This window comes from Spirosoma pollinicola (genome assembly GCF_002831565.1).
GTDB classification, from domain to species: Bacteria; Bacteroidota; Bacteroidia; order Cytophagales; family Spirosomataceae; genus Spirosoma; species Spirosoma pollinicola.
The window spans coordinates 8,595,021-8,612,117 of sequence record NZ_CP025096.1 but is presented as its reverse complement, the minus strand read 5'-3'; the positions used below and the strand labels follow the sequence as shown (position 1 = coordinate 8,612,117).

Below are 17,097 nucleotides of genomic sequence, written 5' to 3'. Positions count from 1 at the left end.
AAGCCCCCATGGATAAAAGCCTACCTTTATAAGCTGATTATCTTGACAATGAGTTAGTTTACAAATGGACAGAAAAACGATGGCTTATATCTGCACTTCCTACACGAATTATTGCCAGCTTTGGATTTATCTTCGTGTTGGCAGCTCAAAGAGCCTTCTTGATATACTATGACCCACTTGTCAATAGCCCCTTCGGAAAGCTCGCTATCCGCTCTTATCCGGGCGGCCGAAGCGTTACTTCATTTATCGTCTTCTGATGAGGTATTGGACGCTTATTTAAGCATTCAGGAATCGATGGTCGATGTGCTTGAAGCAGCCCCCGATCCAATGGCCTATAGCCATGCCTGGAACTTGATTTCCTGCCAAGGCCAACTGGATTTACTCGACTCGCAGAATGGTAATCAGGAAGCCCTACTGCGGCTAAAGCAGACGGTCAGCCAGAGTGTCGAGTGTTTGCCCCGGTAATTCTTCGGGCGAATCTTTCCGACTTAGTGAATGAAACATTATAAAGGGAAAGCCTGCCTGGGCTGCGGTCAGACTTTTTATTTGTCCTCTTCCCATGATCTGGACGTGCATTTAAGAAAGGACGGAACTAAGGTACGATTCTGATTGATATGGACGGGCATACACCTATTGATCTGTTGCCTGATCGAGAGGGTTGAACGCTGGAAACTTGGCTCCAGAACCATCCAGGCATTGAGTTGGCGACCCGTGAGCGGTCGAGTGTGTATGCCCGTGCAATCTCCTCCGCTTGTCCTGATGCTGTTCAAGCGGCTGATCGGTGGCATTTGCTCAAGAACCTATCCGAAGCGGCTGAGCGGTTTTTAGATACCCAACGGCCTGCCATCCAGGAAGCGGCTTTAGCAAGTAATCAGCCAGCAAATAATCAGGAGACTATAACTGCCTTAACCTTAACAGAAACGGATTTACCCCGATCCACTACGGAGCAACCAGTCATTTCACCAACCCAAGACCAGCCGATACCTACCGAAAAACGGTATGCCATTTATCAACGCACGAAAGTGTTGCAGCGAGATGGTCATGGCATCCGAGCCGTCGCCCGCCATGTGGGGGCGGCTCGCAATACCATCAGGCAGTATTTTCGACAAGACCAGTTTGTACCCCGCCCCAAGCCAAAACGATCGAATCTGCTGATCTATGAAGCTTACCTGCGAAAGCGATGGGTAGAAGGCGAAACTAATGTCAAGGTGCTCCTGGAGGAGATTAAAGCCCAAGGCTACAACGAAGAATATATCATCTTGACCACCTTCTAAGCGGATTATCCGCGTTTAGTGCAAGAGCCCGCCCTACCGCCCGCTTAGAAAGGGGTTCGTAACTCGAGTCGGCAAGTAAGTCGGTTGCTGGGGCTGCCTGAATGCGATTGGCCGGAGAAGGAGCGGGCTTTTCTAAGTTATCTGATAAGCCAAAACGAGCCTATTCGTTAGGTACACGACTTATGTCTGCATTTCAAGGTGATGATGAAGGATAAAAAGTCCGATGAGTTGGCACAGTGGTGTCAGGATGCAAGTACCTCAGCCGGGTTGAATACCTTAAAAAAGGGTCTTCGTTAAGATTATGCAGCGGTTCAGCAAGCGTTTGGCTCCGTTTGGAGTAATGGTCAGACGGAGGGGCAAGTAAACCGGCTCAAAACGCTTAAACGGCAGATGTACGGTCGAGCCAGTTTCGACTTGTTAGGTATCCGGGTGTTGGCCCGAATTTGGACTGCTTCCCCAAAGTGACGCTGAACTAGTAAAAAATGGCGCCTATGGCTCAATTAGGTGCGGCATATTCAAGAAAGGGAGAATTACTGTTTTTAACTGGTCCGATGTACTAGCTTGGCTGAGTAAGTTTCTGGTAACTTTCGTACGTATCCTGTCTATATTTATGCAGCTGAATACTAATCGTTTATTTCCATTAGTCAAATTATATGGCTGTGGCACAGAAACTAACGAAAACGACTATCCTCCTAGGAACGGTCGCCCATCCGACAAGACTGAGAATTATGTTATTGCTGAATGAACATAATGAATTATCCGTTTCAGCACTTACAAAGCATCTCGGTAAGAACCATTCGTCTATTTCCCATGACTTGACTGGTATGAGGACTAATGGATTAGTAAAATCTCGTAGAGAATTAAGAAAAGTGTTCTATTCGTTGACTGAACCTACCTGGATAGGCTGCATAAAAACCTTTATTAATAGCCGAATCGTGTGATAATTTCAGGTGGGTTTAAGTTTTTCCGTCTACTAATAAAACAGCAGCCCCCTAGTGGGTGGCTGATGTAAAGAAACCTAATAAGGCACTAATTATATTCACAAATTCTATTACTTATCCTAGCAGTAAACGCTTTATGGGTTAGTTGTTCGAGAGGCAATGGTAAAGCAAATAGCTCCAACAGTTCGGGGCTTCAGACCTCATACGAAGGCTATGAATAGCAGCATTTAACAGAATAAAACAAAACAGCCGACACCTAATAGGTGACGGATGTTTCTTTCTCAAACATTTTAAACTCTTAATTATACACTAACCAGTACTACTACATGGCCCACCTGCAAACGCTTTCTGGGTGGGTCTTTAATGAGGGAATGGTAATGAAGAAAGCTCCAATAGCATCGGGGTATTAAATCTCACAAAGCGGCTATAAGTGGCAATATGTTATAGACTAAAAAACAGCAGCTACCTAATAAATAGTTGCTGTAACAAATACTGTGGGTAGTAAATACAAAATTGAAAAGGTATTGATAGATTAAACTCACTAGTATGAAAAGCTACCCCCCTCATTTGCAAAGTAGCTATTCTGCACGATCACCAAGGTCTATATCGGTGTAGTTACCGATTAGAATGGCAGCCTGATGAAGTGCTTCAGTACCCGAAATTAAATCGGAAAGCTCGTTTATATGCAGGGTTAACTGCTCGATTTGCGGTTTAAACTCAATGACTAGTAACAACTCACCAGCCTGCTCCCAACGGGCAACTGACTGTTCGGCTAACGCCAGAGCAGCCTGCAACTCGCGGAGGGTCTTCTTAAATCGATTAAGCTCGTAGCTCCACTTAGTAACCTTCATACGATAAAGAGACAAAACTAGAAGAGGCCGCTCGGCACTACAAGAATCCGAATTTTACCCTTTATGGAAAAAGTTGTCATTGCTCCTACCTGTTCTTAGTGGACAGAAGCCTCATAAAAATAGCCTCAATTCGTCAGATCGAGGCTATAGAAGAAAAGTTGATCTGAGTGAATCAGAATTCAAGTCTCGAAGGTAAGTATATTTACTTAATCAATCAACAATATTCAAAAGAAGATATTTTTCTAACTATCTGTGATTAAATGACATACCTATTAGCAAATATGAAAACTAATTATTTGAACTTAGCTTAAATTAGTAACAAGAATTCCTACTATATGAAACTTATCGACCAAATTTTAGAATATATAAAGTCTACTAAAGGAAAACAGAACCCTGCTTTAAATCAGGACCCAAGGGTAAAGCCGTATCTAGAGCGGACTAGCCACAGTTTTCAACAAGGCGATTATGAAACGGCTTTTTGTGTTAGCCCCCTATTAACTGGACAGATTTTCTGAAAAGGTTGTGTCGTCAACTACCTGTGCTTCTTCCCATTTTTGATGGGGTGTTACGAAGCCAATCGAACGGTATAGCCGATGCTGGTTGTAATGGGAAAAATAACGGCCTAGCATTGCTTTGGCTTCATAATAGCTGGCAAACTCATTTCGTTCGATGACATCATGTTCCAGAATACTGTGAAACGCTTCAATATACGAGTTCTCTTCAGGAGTGGCCACGTGCGTGAATTCCTGCTTGATCTCTGAGCTTTTCAAAAAGTTACGCACCGAATGAGCGATGAATTGACTGCCATTGTCATTGCGCAAAATAACCCCTTTCAGTTCATGGCTCCGGTTTATGCGTCGAAAAAGACTGATTAAGTCGACTTGACAAATGCTGCGTTGAAACAACCAGTCCAGAATTTTACGGCTGTACACATCAATGATACTCAGAAGATAGTAATTCCTTCGTTCCCCCTGTACCCAGACATATTTGATGTCCCAGCACAGGTATTCCAAAGGCTTGGTCGCTTCAATTCGTCAGAATTTAACGAACTCCCGTTTGCCCGTCGGTCGGATCACTTTACCTAAGAGCAAATTATGTTGCTTCATTAGCCGATACACCTTTTTCTTGTTGATCACGTATTCTTTTTTCAACTCATACGTAATGTATTCATAGCCAAGGGCATTGAATTCAACATTCAGTAATTGCCGTATACTACTCACTACCAGTTGATTGTCGACCCGCGATCCATCCAGTTTCATAGTCGTCTGGCTGGGTTGTGCCCCAGGCCTACCTGATTGAGGTTGGTAGTAAGACACGCTCCGTGGTAGGTCGAGCCACTGGCATAATAGGGTACGACTTACCTGATTTTTGAACTGCTCCATGATTATTAGCTTCTCCTGGGTTGAATAGGCGTTTTTTTCCGCTTCAAGCGTTCATTTTCCTCTTCGAGAGCCCGCAGTTGGGGATCGAGACGTGCATAGGAATCTTTCAGGCCTTCTTTGCCTTTGCTCAAATATTTCAATCGCCACCTGCGCAGCAGCGAAGGGGATAGGCTGTACTTACGAGAAGTCTCGGCATGGCCGTCACGGATAGCTTCCTGGACGATGGAATAACGATCTTCGGGAGTAAAACTCCGCCTTATTTTGCTCATGATTTCTGAATGTAAAAGGACTAAACTGTTTTTGCAATTTTGTCCAGTCATTCAGGGGGCTAAGACACTTGTTACGGACTGCGTTCAGAACTAACATTTTGTTTTTGCCCTCAGTAATCTTACGTTGATAGTAATTCTGCAACTCGCCTTTCATGCGGATCGCTGACATGGCCCCTAAGTGAAAGAGCGATTTTAGACGTAAACGAGCATGTTGGCTCACGCGCGTTTTTCCACGCACACTACTACCCGATCGGTATTCAAAGGGAGCTACGCCAGCGTGACAGGCCAATTTTTTTGGATCGTTGATGGCCTTAAATTCGTTGGTAGCTACTAGCACTTCAGCCGCAATGGCATCACCTACGCCGGGAACGGAGGTGATCCAGCCAAAAAGCTCTCTTAACCGATCGTCGCCCTGAATGAGCACATTGATTTGTTTCTCTGCATTTTTCAGGTCAGCATTAATGGCTTTTAACGAAGCCTGACAATTTTTAGCCAGTTGTTTTTGCAACGACTTCTCCACGAAGCCCTGATGTTCGTTAACGGGTTGTTGAAGTTGCTGGCGAACTCGAAGAAGCCGTTGACGAAGGGTACTGAGAGTCGCTAGTTTTTGCAAAACTAGCCGTGGCGGTTGCCACAGGCACATCTGATCTTGAAAACGGAAGGCATACTCGGCGATGCGTCGAGCGTCAATGGCGTCGTTCTTACCTCGCTGAAGACCACCCGCCTTCTTAATTTGAAGTCGGATGGCCGATGCCACTACTTTCCAGCCAAATCGGTAGTTTTAATTTGTAAAGGGAAGATAAAACATGAGCACTATAGTCGGATAGGTCAGGAGCCTTGCGGCTCCCTTCCCTCCTCAGAACCGGACTTGTGCCTTCCAACACATCCGGCTCAAGCAGATGACAACCGGCTCAGGGTTCCTTGCTTTGTTTTTGTTGCTGCGAATGCTTTCGAGTGTGCCTGTTGATGACACGTCACATGAACTAACCGCAGATTGGAATAGGCATCACTGCCCCCTTCTTGCTTTGGTTTGACATGATGAACGTGCAAGGCTTCATCCGTAAACAGACTCGTTTTGCAGACCGGACATTGGTAGTTCTGCCGTCGGGCAATCCGTTGCTTGCTGGGTACTAAATCAGCCGACTTTCGTTGGGTACGTTTCTGCCAGTACGCCCGCAAACGAGGATCGTCCGGAGAGGCAGTATGCTGAATCAGGATATGCCGTTGGATGGGTGTCCAGACAAACTTCTGGAGTACCATGCCCGTCTGCTTATCCCCAAACACCCACTTATCCTGGCGATCCAGATTGAGCCGTCCCCAATACTTGGCCTGTTTCCAGGCGTAGTTTTTACGGGGATGCATCCGACGAACATAGCGTACCTGACGGTCGAACATCCAGCGGTCTAACTTAGTGAAGGTCTCATAGGCGACCCCAATCCGAAAGTAGTTCGACCAACCCCGAATGATCGGATTCAGCCGTTTGACAATCACTTCCACACGCTGGGTTTTCAACCCTAACCACTCCGCTCGCAGACGGTCCCGGATTTTCTGAACCGATGCTTTGCTGGGTTTGGTGAGCGTTTTGCAGCCTGTTGCCGTGTTTCGGCTCGGATATTGACGCACATGGAAACCTAAGAAGTCGACCCCATCTGTCAGATGAACAATACGTGTTTTCTCCTCTGATAGGGCTAATCCCCTTTCCTTCAACCAGTCTTTAAGCAACAATACGGCTTGTTGGGCATCTTCCTGCGTCGAGCAAAAGATCAGAAAATCGTCGGCATACCTCACTACCCGGCGCGGTCCACAGGTTTGTACACGACCACCCCCATGGTAGTAGTTCATACCCATTGCCTGCTCTAAGCCATGCAGGGCAATGTTTGCTAATAGCGGTGAACAACTTCCTCCCTGGGGAGTGCCTGAGTCAGTCGGGTAGAAGACATTCGCTTCCAGATAACCTGCTTTTAGCCATTGCTCAAGCAGTCTTTTGGCAGGAAAACGACCGATGCGTTCGAGTAGAAACGAATGATCAATGTGATCAAAGGCGCCTTTGATGTCCGCATCGACCACCCATTTTCGCCGACCATCAGGACGAGCGTACCGAAAGATGCGTTCAATGGCATCATGACCGTTTCTGCCGGGTCGAAATCCGTAGTTGCTGGCTTCAAACTTGGCTTCCCATTCTGGTTCTAAAGCCTGCACGACCATAGTCTGTAGGCATCGGTCTCTGATAACGGGAATCCCTAAAGGCCTTCGTTTGCCGTTGGCTTTGGGGATGTAAACCCGTCGGGCGGGTTTGGCTTTCCAAGGTTGGTATTGGCTCAGTTCCTCCACCAGCTTTTGGCGTTCCACAGCCATTCTGACCACCACCTGGTCCACGCCCGGCGTGTTCTTACCCGCATTGAGTTGGGTAATTCGACGGACGCTGGTTACTTGATTCGCATAACTTCGCAACATTAACTTTTGTAAGGAACGCTTCTTTTTATAGTCGCCTTCCTGAGCCGCCCGAAAGATGCGGGAGCGTAGATTTTTGAGCAACCGAAATGCCTTCTGCCAATCAATGGCATGCCAGTCGGTTGTTCCAATGAGTCGGTTTGCTTCCGGTTTAGGGTGCATCGAACTAAGCTCCTTGTTCAAAATCTGTTCTTCCGTCTTTGGGGTCATCCACCAGACCCATGTCAGCCCTCTTTCAAGGTGGGTATTGCCCTATCCGGCCGGTTATGACTTCCCGTTGCCTTTCGGCTTGCCGACTTTCGCTTCTTGGGTCTTCCTGTTCCCACTGAAGAGTTGTGCTTTTCCTCGCGGTCAGGCCTACTGTACACTATGCACAGACTTCATTGGGGTTACCACGTTCCACACGTTTGAGATGCGACCGGGTGGGGTGCCTCCTTTATGGCGGGGACTAGGGTGCTCACCATCCGAAGGCATCGCCGAATGTTCCTCTTTGTCCCATCATTACCGTATCAATCCTTGTTTCGGTAACCAGCACTGACGCCACCGCCCCGGCCTTTAGGTTTGAGGGCTGGTAAGAAACCAAGATTTAGGTAGCTTGCCAGACAGACAACCGAGCGGGCTTCCCTAGCGTCTCCGGCCAGGCTCGCAACCTATGGGCCGATTCAGGTCCCGCTCGGTCTTTCTTACTTAACCGCATCGGCGGTCCGACTCGAATAGAAATTAGGGTGTTGTGACCCATTAGCAAGGTAACGAGTGATGAGTAAGCTGTCTGATTGTTGAACCCTAAAAGTAAACACTTCAATGGACATTCGCCATTTCATTGGTATTGATGTTTCTAAGAACACTCTTGACTGGGCTGTTTATGCCAATAAAGGCATCATCTGGCAAACCCAATCGGAAAATTCACCCGTGGCCATTCGGGCAATTATCAAACAACTCCTGGCTTTGCCCAACTTCCAGATCGCAAACTGTGTGGTCTGCATGGAACATACTGGACTTTACAACGCTAGCTAGCTAGATCAGGTAGTAGTGTCCGTGGTAAAACGCGGGTAAGTCGGCACGCCCGACTTCGATTGAAATCTCTTTTTCATTTGGGTGCCATGTCAGCAATTCGGATGAAAGGGCAGTTACAAGATTACTACCAACGAAAAATTGGTGAAGGCAAAAACAAGATGCTGGTTCTGAATGCAGTTCGCAATAAACTCATCCACCGTGTTTGCTCAGTGGTTAACCGCCAGCAGAAATATGACAAAAACTATACGCCCGCGCTTGCATAAACCATGGAAATCCGTGCGGTAAATACTCGCACCAGATGCATCACAACGTGAACTTCAGGGCCAGATTCACAATCCGGCCTTCGAGGGGTGCCCAGATGGGGCGGAAAGTGGGTTGGGTAATGGGGCCGCTAACGACGGTTTCGTAGTTGGCCTGTCGGACGTTGAACAGATTTTCGGCATTCAGGACCAGGCGCCAGTGGTCGTTATAGTGATATTCGGCGGCTCCGGCAAAAAACCAGTAATTCGCTACTTTCTGATTGTTGTAGAGGTATTGCGTACCCACATACGCCGTTTCAATACCAAACCGGAAGTGCTCGTTTTCCCAGGCCAGTGTGGTCGAAAATTTGTCTTGCGGAGCCAGCGGGAGATAACTGTTGTCCGTTGGGTCCGGACTGGACGGTCCGTCGCGCCGGGAGAGCGTATGATTATAGCCCAGATACAGTTCGTAATCCTTGTATTCGAGTCGAACGTAGGTATCCGTTCCTACGCTGAACAGGTTGTAGGGTGCATTGATCAGTTGCGTATAAGCTCCCAAGTTACTGGACGTACTGGCAAAGGCCGATACCACCGGCGAGTTGACATACGTATAATAAAACGCCTGATCGACCTGTACGGATAAGCCGCTCTCGAATGTTTTTGTGTAGGCAATATCCATGTTAGCCCCAACCGATTTTTCCGCCTTCACGGTAGCTACGTCGATGGGCAGCAGGCGGGGGAATATCAGACTGACATTCAGCGCGCCGGGCGTTTGGTTCACAAAGAGGTTCGGGGTTTTGTAGCCCGTTCCAACGCTCAGGCGCACTGTCCAGGGGTCGGCGGGTTTTAGTTTTACCGACAGGCGGGGCAATAGAAAATTACCGAACGTATTGTGGTGATCGAAACGTAATCCTGCCTGCAACGCGACTTTTTCGCCCACTTGCCAATCGTCCTGCACAAACCCGCCGATGGTCTGGTAGGTGTAGTCGACAAGCCGGGTGCTATCCGGGTTTTTGCGGAAAGCCTCAATGGTTAGGTTCGCCCCCGCAATGAGCTGGTGTTTGCCAAAACGTACCAGATCGTTGCCTTCCAGGTAAATAGACGACTGTCGCCCGTCGGAGAGCTTCCGGTAATCGGTATTCTGGCGGTGGAACGTACTAACGGCGCCTTTCAGGGTAAGAGAATTATTCTCGGATGTATTGTGGCTGGCATCGAAATCGACGGTATGCCGTTGCAGGTCGGTGATGTTGCGATAGGCATTCGGTTCGGTGCCTTCGAGCGCAGGCAGGTAACCTCCTTCGCGGTGTTCCTGCGTGAACGCGTAGCCAATGTTTACCCGCGTATGATCGGTAGGGTTGTAGAAGAATTTGGGGTGAAAATTGAATTGCTTGATCTGTGGACTGTCTGTGTAGCCATCGCCCGTTACATCCACTGCGGCCTGGTTGGTATACCCACTAAACAGCGTCAGGCCGGTTTTGCCGTATCGTTGGGAGTAATAGGCGTTCAGGTTATTTTCTTTAAGGCCAGAATGGTTGATAAGTGCGGTGAAGGTGGGTTTTTCGGAGGTGGGCGATTTGGATACGATGTTGATCATACCGCCAATAGCGCCACCGCCATAGAGGGTAGACACCGAGCCTTTGATAATCTCTACCTGTTTCAAGTCCAGCGGTGGAATCTGCAACACGCCGAGGTTGCCCGAAAATCCTTCGTACAGAGGCAGACCATCGCGTAGAATTTGTGTGTATTTTGGGTCAAGCCCCTGCATACGGATAGCCTGATTGCCGTTTACGGCCGATGTTCGCTGAATGTGTATGATGGAAATGTCGCCCAGGATGCTGCTCACATTTCCCGGCACTACGGCACTTTCTTCGTCCATATCTTCTTGCCCCAGTACCTCAACTTTAATGGGCAAATCTTCGATACGGGAGTTGGTTCGGGTAGCGGTTACGGTTACTTCGTTAATCGCTTCTACTTCAGGTTTTAGACGAAAAACCAGTGTGTCCCTGCCAGTTGTTATCGGAAATTGTCCCGTAGTGTAACCCACGGCACTAACCGTTAGTGTTTTAACATCGGCGGATAAATTCGTAATTCGGGCAATGCCATTTACATCGGTAACGGCACCAATGACCGGTTTTGTAACAGTACGAATGGTTGCCGCAATAACCGGTTCATGCGTTAGGCTGTCTTCAACCCGAATAACGAGATTCGTTTGTCCGAAAGCTGATACGATAGTCAACAGGCACAAGCCAACAAAAAAGATGTTTTTCATCAAAGTGATATTTGCCCTCAAACTTCGGCAGGAATTATGGAGAGAATTTGAAGACCGACCGATTAGCGGCCTAATCCAACCCGAAATTCGTGAATCCCTTTCTCGATATTGTATTGATACGTTATCGGTAAGCCATATCGATCGCAGATTTGCCTGACCAATGCCAGTCCCAAACCAATAGAATCAGGACGGGCCGGGTTCTTCACGAAGCGATTGAAGAGTTGGTTTGCTGCAAAGGGAAGTGGGTCCCCTGTGTTGCAGATAGTTAGCTTTTCGGGAGTTAGTTCGATGCCTACACAACCGCCTGTTTTCCCGTGCCTTATGGCGTTCTTTAATAAATTAGCAATCAGGACGCCAGCCAGTTGATGATTCATGCGCAGGTCAATATTCGGCGTAATAGCGCGATTGAGAGCCATGTTTTTGTGTTGAAAAAACGGCTCATATTCATCGGAATATTGGTTCAGCAACTCGCTTATTTCCACGGCATCGTCGTTGGCGAACTGGTTGTTTTCGACTTGTATAAGCAATAGAAGTGATCGGTTTAACTGGCTCAATCGCTCAAGGGCATCGGTCGCGCGTTGCAAATGGGCATAGTCGTTTTCGGTGAGGTGATTGGATTGTAGAAGAAAATCCAGCTCTGCCGAAGCAACGGCCAATGGCGTTTGCAGTTCATGAGACGCATTTTCGGTGAACTGTTTTTGCAATAAAAATTGACGTCGCAGGTTCTGGGTCAATTCGCTTAGGGAACGATTGAGCAAACCAAACTCCCGAATGCCGCTTTGGGGGAATGTGGGCTCCGGGCCACCATCAAGCCGGACGCCACCTAGCCGGTTGATCGTTGCGTAAAAAGGGCTCCATAATCGACGGGATAAACTCACGCCAATTGCCACAGAAAGCCCCATAAGGATCAGGAAACCAAAAATGACCCCCACCGACATTTGGCGGGATAATTCGTCGAATTCAAAATACGGTTGCTGAATCGTGATTAAATAAATTTGCCCGTTAACAGACACGGTTTGCCGTAACTGCCGAACGGGAATAGGTTTGTTTGTATCCAATGAATCCAGTACGATTATATCGCTGAACTTAGGCCTTATGGAGGTTCGGACCCGTTTGATTTGTGGGTTGTTGTCCCAATCGAAAAATAGACTAGTTGGCTTTTTCTGGAGCCGTAATGCTGTTTGTTTTACCTGAGCGGATAAAATCTCATCAACTTCATACCGAATTTTCCAGTGAATGAGCGTATAGAAACCCACCGAGCCTATCAGGGTAATCAGGAACGCCGTCATAAGTAGGTAACGGGCTGTTTGACCAAGCAAACTCATGGCAGTCGGGTTGAGAAAATATAGCCTGCGCCGTAGCGGGTCTGTATGTAATCGGGACAACCAGCCGTTATGAGCTTGCGACGCAGATTTTTGACATGGGTGTATAGAAACTCATGCGAGTCGGCTGTGTCCATTGCATCGCCCCAAACGTGCTCGGCAATGGCTGATTTGGAGAGCAATCGGTCCGCATTCGTAACTAAAAACAGGAGTAGTTCATATTCTTTCCCCGTCAGTTTAATATCAGTGTCGAGAACGCTTACACGCTGTTGGTCGGGCCAAAGAGTAAGAGCGCCCGCGCTGAGCTTTGCCTGTCCGCCAAACAGCCGTCGGCGCAACACCGACCGCAGACGGGCATTAAGTTCGGGTAAGTGAAAGGGCTTGGTTAAATAATCATCGGCCCCGGCATCAAGGCCGGTCAGTTTGTCGGCCAGCGCGTCTTTGGCGGTTATGACAATAACACCGGCCATCGACTGTCGACTTTTCAATTCGCGAACCAGATCGAGACCGTTGCCATCGGGCAGCATCAGGTCGATTACCAAACAGTCGTAATCGTAATCGTGCGCTTTTTCGGCTCCCTGCCGATAGGTGTTGGCGGTTGTGACTGTATAGCCTTCTCCTTCCAGATACTGCTGAACAGCCGCTTGAAGTGCAGGTTCGTCTTCGATTAAGAGGATTTTCATAGGGTTGTACCAGACAGCATCTGGCTGTCTGTATTTTGCCTACAGACAGCCAGAGGCTGTCTGGTACAAATTTATTGACTCCACTCAGTTGGCGTGCGGTCCCAGCGATGGCCTTTCAGTTCGTGCAGCAACTCGGGCGATAGATCGCCTTTATCACTAACGGCTGTGTTGGCTTCTACATTGCGAATCTGGCGCATACCCGGAATAGTCGTATGTACGTCGGGATTGCTTAGAATAAAACGCAGGGCCATTTCGGGCATGGTCATCCCTTCCGAAAGCAACGGCTTTAGAGCATCGGCATGATCGACGCTGCTGTTGAGGTTTTCGGGAACAAAATAGGTCGACCGCCAGTCGTTGGCCGGGAACGTCGTTTCTTTTGTAAATGTGCCTGTTAGCGTACCTTCATCGAAGGGGACGCGGGCAATGACCCCGATGTTCATCTCGCGGCAAAGCGGGAAGAGGTTGTCTTCGGGATTCTGGTCGAAGATGTTGTAAATTACCTGCACCGCGTCAATAAGCCCTGTACGAATGGTGTTCAGGCTATTATCTGGTTCCCACCGGTTTACCGAAAGCCCCCACGCCCGAACCTTACCTTGCTGGGTTAGCTTCGTTACAGCTTCTTTCCATTCGTCCTGATCGGCCCAACTGTCTTCCCAAACGTGAAACTGCTGCAAGTCGATGGTGTCGACGCCGAGGTTTTTCAGGCTTTTTTCGGTGTATTCAACGATGTAATCGGCAGGAAAAACGTCTTCCAGCTTGGAGCCTGCTTTCGATGGCCACTGGCGATTTTTAGGTGGAATCTTGGTGGCTCCGTACAGTTGTTTATTCGGGTTGTTTTTGAGCAGTTGGTTCAGGATTTCTTCGCTAACGCCATCGGCATAGGCCCAGGCCGTATCGAAAAAGTTGCAGCCCAGTTCAACCGAGCGTTGGAGGGCTCGTAAAACTTCCTGTTTGTCGGAGCCGGTCCAACCGGCAAGGCCCCACATGCCGTAGCCAATTTCAGAGATTTTCCAGCCGGTGCGGCCAAATGTGCGGTAATTCATGGAATAGGGTTTTGTTTAATGAACACAAAGCATTTCGCCGTAGCGATACAAAGAACAAGGCGCTTTGACCGTTCTTTTACCGCTATTGTCAACCCGTTTTATGAATTTAAGTTGCCATTAACTTTTCGATGGATGCCGTTGCGCAGGAAGTCAACGTTGAAATTGACAAGCAGGCCAAGCTTCATTTGTACCATTCGAAGGTAGGTCATTGTCTGAACATGATGAAGTGGAATTAAGTCCTGTACTGCTTTTAGTTCAAACACAATCAGTTCGTCAACAACAATATCCATGACAAACGTTTTGTCTAATAGGTGGCCTTTGTATATGACTGGAAGTTCAACTTGCCGTTCGACATAAAACCCCAGGGTTATTAGTTCGAAGGCAAGACACTCTTCGTACACACTTTCAATTAATCCCGGTCCCAGTTCTTTGTGTACTTCTATGCAAGCACCTATAATTTTTCGACTCAGTTCGTTGTACGTATACTCATTCATAGCTGCTAGTAATAATCAAACAAATATGAACCTTTTTTAAGATAAAGAACCGAAATATGTATAATTGTTTACTAATGTAATTGTAAGTATAAACAGCATGCGTTAATCAATGAGCGTTTCTCTGTGCTCTTTGTGCCTCTGTGGTTGAAAAAAAACATTGACAAAAAATGTTAACCACAGAGGCACAAAGAGCACAGAGAAACGCTCACGGAAGCAAATCCTATTGTTTTAGTGAAGATCTACTAAGCAATAGCTAATCGAACAGGTTTTTTTGGATAACTACTTCTTAACGAACTGAATGGCGCAGCCGCCCCCTTTAGCCAGATGGATTGGTAGCTTCGTTTTGCTTGTAACTATTTTCTTTTCAATGACATACGCTTCGGGTTTGGTTTCCCAGTCGGCGTTGGGTGCATCGCGGTAAATTACCGCTTCGTAGCTTTTGCCTGCTTCAAGGAAGCTAAGGTCAAGGGGAAGATCACGGCTGTTTTCATCGGTGATGGCACCCAAAAACCAACTGTCGGCGCCTTTCGTTTTGCGGGCCACAACCACATAATCACCGGGTTCGGCAGCCAGTATTTTGGTGTCGTCCCAGTCTACCGGCACATCCCGGATAAACTGAAACGCATCCAGGTGCTTCTCATAATTTTCGGGCAAATCGGCGGCCATTTGTAAGGGGCTGTAGAGCGTGATGTACAGGGCTAACTGCTTGGCCAGCGTCGTGCGAACCCGTTGTGTACGGGTACTGTCGAACTGGTTTAACTTAAATCGAAACAGTCCCGGTGTGAAATCCATAGGGCCGCCCAGCATCCGGGTAAAGGGTAGGATGGTGGTATGTTCGGGGGTAATCCCCAGCGTTGGTGCATTATTAAATTCGCTGCCCCGAGCGGCTTCACTCGCCATCCAGTTCGGATAAGTGCGATGCAGACCCGTTGGGTGCGCTGATTCATGCGAGTCGATCATGATCTTATACTGAGCCGCTTTTTGGGTTACCCGCTGGTAATGATTCACCATCCACTGCCCATCATGATGTTCGCCCCGTGGGATAATTCGGCCCACATAGCCGGTCTTTACGGTAGTAATACCCTCTTTATTCATGAATTGAAAGGCGGCATCCATCCGGCGCTCGTAGTTCGTGACAGAACCCGATGTTTCATGGTGCATGATAATACGCACACCTTTCCGTTGCGCATAGGCCGTTAATGAGTCCAGATTGTAGTCTGGATAAGGCGTAACGAAATCAAAAACCTCCTCTTTCCAATTCCCGAACCAGTCTTCCCAACCCACGTTCCAGCCTTCGACCAGCACACCGTCGAACCCATATTTGGCGGCAAAGTCGATGTATTTTTTTACGTTCTGGGTATTGGCACCGTGTTTGCCGCCCGCCTTTTCCCAGGTGGCTTTCCCGATGTGCATCTCCCACCACATACCCACAAATTTCTGTGGTTTAATCCAGGAGGGGTCGGCAATGGTAGACGGCTCGTTCAGGTTCAGAATTAGTTTAGAGGCCAGCAAATCGGTGGCTTTGTCGCTGATAATCAATGTCCGCCAGGGTGTCTGCGCCGGGGTTTGCAGATAGGCTTTGTTGCCCACCGCATCCGGCACCAACTGAGACGTGAGCGTCAGGCTTTTCTTGTCCAGTTGCAGGTGCATCACCGGGTAATTGAGCAAGGCCGCTTCGTATAGGCTGATATACAACCCATCGGCGGTTTTAAACAGCAACGGCGTTTGAACGGCATTGGGACCAATGACCGATTTCAGGGCCGTATCTTTCTCCTTATCGGCGGCTGTGATGGCGTCAACTTCGGTGAGTTTCGTTTTATTATAGAGGTATTCATTCGAGTCATAATCACCCGGCATCCAGAACGTTTGATGGTCGGCGGCTAATTTAAACTGGGTCAGTTCATCGGCTACGACAAAATGCGTGAGTGCCGTTTGCTGCGGAAACTCATACCGAAAACCAACCCCATCGTCGAACAGCCGAAAGCGTACCCGTACACCAATGTTGGAGCCGGATTTGTCCTGTAAGTTGAGCGTAAGTTCGTTGTAGTGATTGCGAACTTGACTCACTTCGCCCCAGACTGGCTTCCAGGTTTCGTCTTTCTTTGAGGAGTCGACTGCCGAAATGCTGAACCGGGTGAGCGATACCTTTGGTTTGCTAAGGGTAAAACCTAGGCTGGAGGGCTCGACAACCGGTTTGTTTTTATAGCGAACCTGATACGAAATTTCACCCGTTGGCGTATTTCGAACGGTTAAAATAATGAACCGATTGGGTGAGCTTAGTGAAATTGGTTGCTGGGCAAATGCGCTCAACCAAGTAAGGCTGAGTAACGGCAGGAGTAGATATTTTGTCATAAGGTAGCCTTCGTAAAACAGAGTCGAGTCTCTATCATGTGCTATTACAAAGAGGTAGGGCTGGCGTTTGTGGTTTTAAAAGTAAACATTTGTACAAATATCAGCCAATTAATCGCATTGATAACCTGCCATACCCAGTAACCCTCTTACGTATGCTCGTTCGTATTGTTCGTATGACTTTCCAGGAAGATAAACTTTCTGATTTCCATGCCATTTTTGATCGTTCCAAAGTTCACATTCGCGCCTTTCCCGGCAATCACCATCTCGAACTCCTGCGCGATCCGAATCAGGCCAATATTCGCATGACATATAGTTTGTGGGAGTCGGCCGATGCCCTGGAAGCCTACCGCCAGAGTGAGTTGTTTCGAACAACCTGGGCCGCCACAAAAGTGTTATTTGCCGAACGGCCTGTAGCGTTTTCTGCCGAAAAACTGGAAGAAGTAATGGGCTGATAGTGTGAGTAAAATCACTTACATTTCGGCTTTTTCGGGCAAGTAAATAAACGGCAAACCA

At 47.9% G+C, this 17,097-nt stretch carries 17 protein-coding genes and 1 pseudogene; 6 read left to right on the top strand and 12 right to left on the bottom strand.

The genetic code is table 11. From position 1 onward, the window contains the following. The first annotated feature begins 168 nt into the window (after positions 1–168). From CWM47_RS36780 to CWM47_RS40565, 3 genes are all read left to right on the top strand, one after another. Positions 169–465, top strand: a complete 297-nt coding sequence (locus CWM47_RS36780; protein ID WP_100993444.1) for a hypothetical protein — start codon at positions 169–171, stop codon at positions 463–465. Between the two features lie 236 nt (positions 466–701). Further along, positions 702–1,274 carry a hypothetical protein gene (locus tag CWM47_RS36775; RefSeq protein ID WP_100993443.1) on the top strand — a complete coding sequence of 191 codons (573 nt, stop codon included), beginning with the start codon at positions 702–704 and terminating at the stop codon, positions 1,272–1,274. Positions 1,275–1,927: 653 nt separating this feature from the next. Further along, complete coding sequence (locus CWM47_RS40565) at positions 1,928–2,215, top strand: ArsR/SmtB family transcription factor (RefSeq protein WP_100993442.1); 288 nt, start codon at positions 1,928–1,930, stop codon at positions 2,213–2,215. Between the two features lie 578 nt (positions 2,216–2,793). Here the strand turns inward: CWM47_RS40565 and CWM47_RS36765 are convergent. The 6 genes from CWM47_RS36765 to ltrA all read right to left on the bottom strand — a co-directional run bounded on the left by CWM47_RS36765 (position 2,794) and on the right by ltrA (position 7,378). Next, entirely contained in the window at positions 2,794–3,066 is a 273-nt protein-coding gene (locus tag CWM47_RS36765) for a hypothetical protein (RefSeq protein WP_100993441.1), read from the bottom strand. A gap of 494 nt (positions 3,067–3,560) precedes the next feature. Beyond that, the gene (locus CWM47_RS38615) at positions 3,561–4,079 is read right to left on the bottom strand and encodes a DDE-type integrase/transposase/recombinase (RefSeq protein WP_157816195.1); all 519 of its coding nucleotides are present in this window, start codon (positions 4,077–4,079) and stop codon (positions 3,561–3,563) included. A 21-nt stretch (positions 4,080–4,100) separates the two neighbouring features. Then, positions 4,101–4,325 carry an IS3 family transposase gene (locus CWM47_RS38610; protein WP_157816194.1) on the bottom strand — a complete coding sequence of 75 codons (225 nt, stop codon included), beginning with the start codon at positions 4,323–4,325 and terminating at the stop codon, positions 4,101–4,103. Between the two features lie 128 nt (positions 4,326–4,453). Beyond that, a complete protein-coding gene (locus CWM47_RS36750; RefSeq protein WP_100993439.1) occupies positions 4,454–4,717 on the bottom strand; it encodes a transposase in 264 nt (87 codons plus the stop codon). Then, a complete protein-coding gene (locus tag CWM47_RS36745; protein ID WP_100993438.1) occupies positions 4,650–5,474 on the bottom strand; it encodes a transposase in 825 nt (274 codons plus the stop codon). Before CWM47_RS36745 ends, CWM47_RS36750 begins: the two co-directional genes overlap by 68 nt. A 134-nt stretch (positions 5,475–5,608) precedes the next feature. Then, positions 5,609–7,378, bottom strand: coding sequence for a group II intron reverse transcriptase/maturase (gene ltrA, locus CWM47_RS36740; protein WP_100993437.1), 1,770 nt, complete (start codon positions 7,376–7,378; stop codon positions 5,609–5,611). A 591-nt stretch (positions 7,379–7,969) separates the two neighbouring features. Here ltrA and CWM47_RS39665 point away from each other — a divergent pair. Both CWM47_RS39665 and CWM47_RS39655 read left to right on the top strand, forming a co-directional pair. Beyond that, on the top strand, positions 7,970–8,182 hold the full coding sequence (locus CWM47_RS39665) for an IS110 family transposase (protein ID WP_240625639.1): 213 nt from the start codon (positions 7,970–7,972) through the stop codon (positions 8,180–8,182). Positions 8,183–8,184: 2 nt separating this feature from the next. Next, positions 8,185–8,445 (top strand): annotated as a pseudogene (locus tag CWM47_RS39655) (transposase); the annotation flags it as partial. Positions 8,446–8,485: 40 nt separating this feature from the next. Here the strand turns inward: CWM47_RS39655 and CWM47_RS36730 are convergent. The 6 genes from CWM47_RS36730 to CWM47_RS36705 all read right to left on the bottom strand — a co-directional run bounded on the left by CWM47_RS36730 (position 8,486) and on the right by CWM47_RS36705 (position 16,584). Continuing rightward, positions 8,486–10,690, bottom strand: a complete 2,205-nt coding sequence (locus tag CWM47_RS36730; protein WP_100993436.1) for a TonB-dependent receptor — start codon at positions 10,688–10,690, stop codon at positions 8,486–8,488. A 62-nt stretch (positions 10,691–10,752) separates the two neighbouring features. Beyond that, positions 10,753–12,015: a sensor histidine kinase gene (locus tag CWM47_RS36725; protein WP_100993435.1), complete on the bottom strand. Its 1,263-nt coding sequence runs from the start codon at positions 12,013–12,015 to the stop codon at positions 10,753–10,755. After that, positions 12,012–12,695 carry a response regulator transcription factor gene (locus CWM47_RS36720; RefSeq protein WP_100993434.1) on the bottom strand — a complete coding sequence of 228 codons (684 nt, stop codon included), beginning with the start codon at positions 12,693–12,695 and terminating at the stop codon, positions 12,012–12,014. The genes CWM47_RS36725 and CWM47_RS36720 overlap by 4 nt, the downstream gene beginning before the upstream one ends. Before the next feature lie 71 nt (positions 12,696–12,766). Further along, complete coding sequence (locus tag CWM47_RS36715; RefSeq protein ID WP_100993433.1) at positions 12,767–13,738, bottom strand: aldo/keto reductase; 972 nt, start codon at positions 13,736–13,738, stop codon at positions 12,767–12,769. A 98-nt stretch (positions 13,739–13,836) separates the two neighbouring features. Beyond that, positions 13,837–14,232 carry a GxxExxY protein gene (locus CWM47_RS36710; RefSeq protein ID WP_100993432.1) on the bottom strand — a complete coding sequence of 132 codons (396 nt, stop codon included), beginning with the start codon at positions 14,230–14,232 and terminating at the stop codon, positions 13,837–13,839. A gap of 279 nt (positions 14,233–14,511) precedes the next feature. Further along, entirely contained in the window at positions 14,512–16,584 is a 2,073-nt protein-coding gene (locus CWM47_RS36705; protein ID WP_100993431.1) for a glycoside hydrolase family 97 protein, read from the bottom strand. Positions 16,585–16,736: 152 nt separating this feature from the next. Between CWM47_RS36705 and CWM47_RS36700 the strand changes: the two genes are divergently transcribed. Then, positions 16,737–17,036, top strand: a complete 300-nt coding sequence (locus tag CWM47_RS36700; RefSeq protein ID WP_100993430.1) for a putative quinol monooxygenase — start codon at positions 16,737–16,739, stop codon at positions 17,034–17,036. The last annotated feature ends 61 nt before the right edge of the window (positions 17,037–17,097 follow it).

Excerpts from the sequence above, each read along its gene's own strand:
- CWM47_RS36710 (WP_100993432.1), bottom strand. The coding sequence starts at position 14,232 with ATGAATGAGTATACGTACAACGAACTGAGTCGAAAAATTATAGGTGCT.
- CWM47_RS36720 (WP_100993434.1), bottom strand. The coding sequence starts at position 12,695 with ATGAAAATCCTCTTAATCGAAGACGAACCTGCACTTCAAGCGGCTGTT.
- CWM47_RS36715 (WP_100993433.1), bottom strand. The coding sequence starts at position 13,738 with ATGAATTACCGCACATTTGGCCGCACCGGCTGGAAAATCTCTGAAATT.
- CWM47_RS40565 (WP_100993442.1), top strand. The coding sequence starts at position 1,928 with ATGGCTGTGGCACAGAAACTAACGAAAACGACTATCCTCCTAGGAACG.
- CWM47_RS38610 (WP_157816194.1), bottom strand. The coding sequence starts at position 4,325 with ATGAAACTGGATGGATCGCGGGTCGACAATCAACTGGTAGTGAGTAGT.
- CWM47_RS36780 (WP_100993444.1), top strand. The coding sequence starts at position 169 with ATGACCCACTTGTCAATAGCCCCTTCGGAAAGCTCGCTATCCGCTCTT.
- ltrA (WP_100993437.1), bottom strand. The coding sequence starts at position 7,378 with ATGACCCCAAAGACGGAAGAACAGATTTTGAACAAGGAGCTTAGTTCG.
- CWM47_RS36750 (WP_100993439.1), bottom strand. The coding sequence starts at position 4,717 with ATGAGCAAAATAAGGCGGAGTTTTACTCCCGAAGATCGTTATTCCATC.
- CWM47_RS39665 (WP_240625639.1), top strand. The coding sequence starts at position 7,970 with ATGGACATTCGCCATTTCATTGGTATTGATGTTTCTAAGAACACTCTT.
- CWM47_RS36705 (WP_100993431.1), bottom strand. The coding sequence starts at position 16,584 with ATGACAAAATATCTACTCCTGCCGTTACTCAGCCTTACTTGGTTGAGC.
- CWM47_RS36730 (WP_100993436.1), bottom strand. The coding sequence starts at position 10,690 with ATGAAAAACATCTTTTTTGTTGGCTTGTGCCTGTTGACTATCGTATCA.
- CWM47_RS36725 (WP_100993435.1), bottom strand. The coding sequence starts at position 12,015 with ATGAGTTTGCTTGGTCAAACAGCCCGTTACCTACTTATGACGGCGTTC.
- CWM47_RS36765 (WP_100993441.1), bottom strand. The coding sequence starts at position 3,066 with ATGAAGGTTACTAAGTGGAGCTACGAGCTTAATCGATTTAAGAAGACC.
- CWM47_RS36700 (WP_100993430.1), top strand. The coding sequence starts at position 16,737 with ATGCTCGTTCGTATTGTTCGTATGACTTTCCAGGAAGATAAACTTTCT.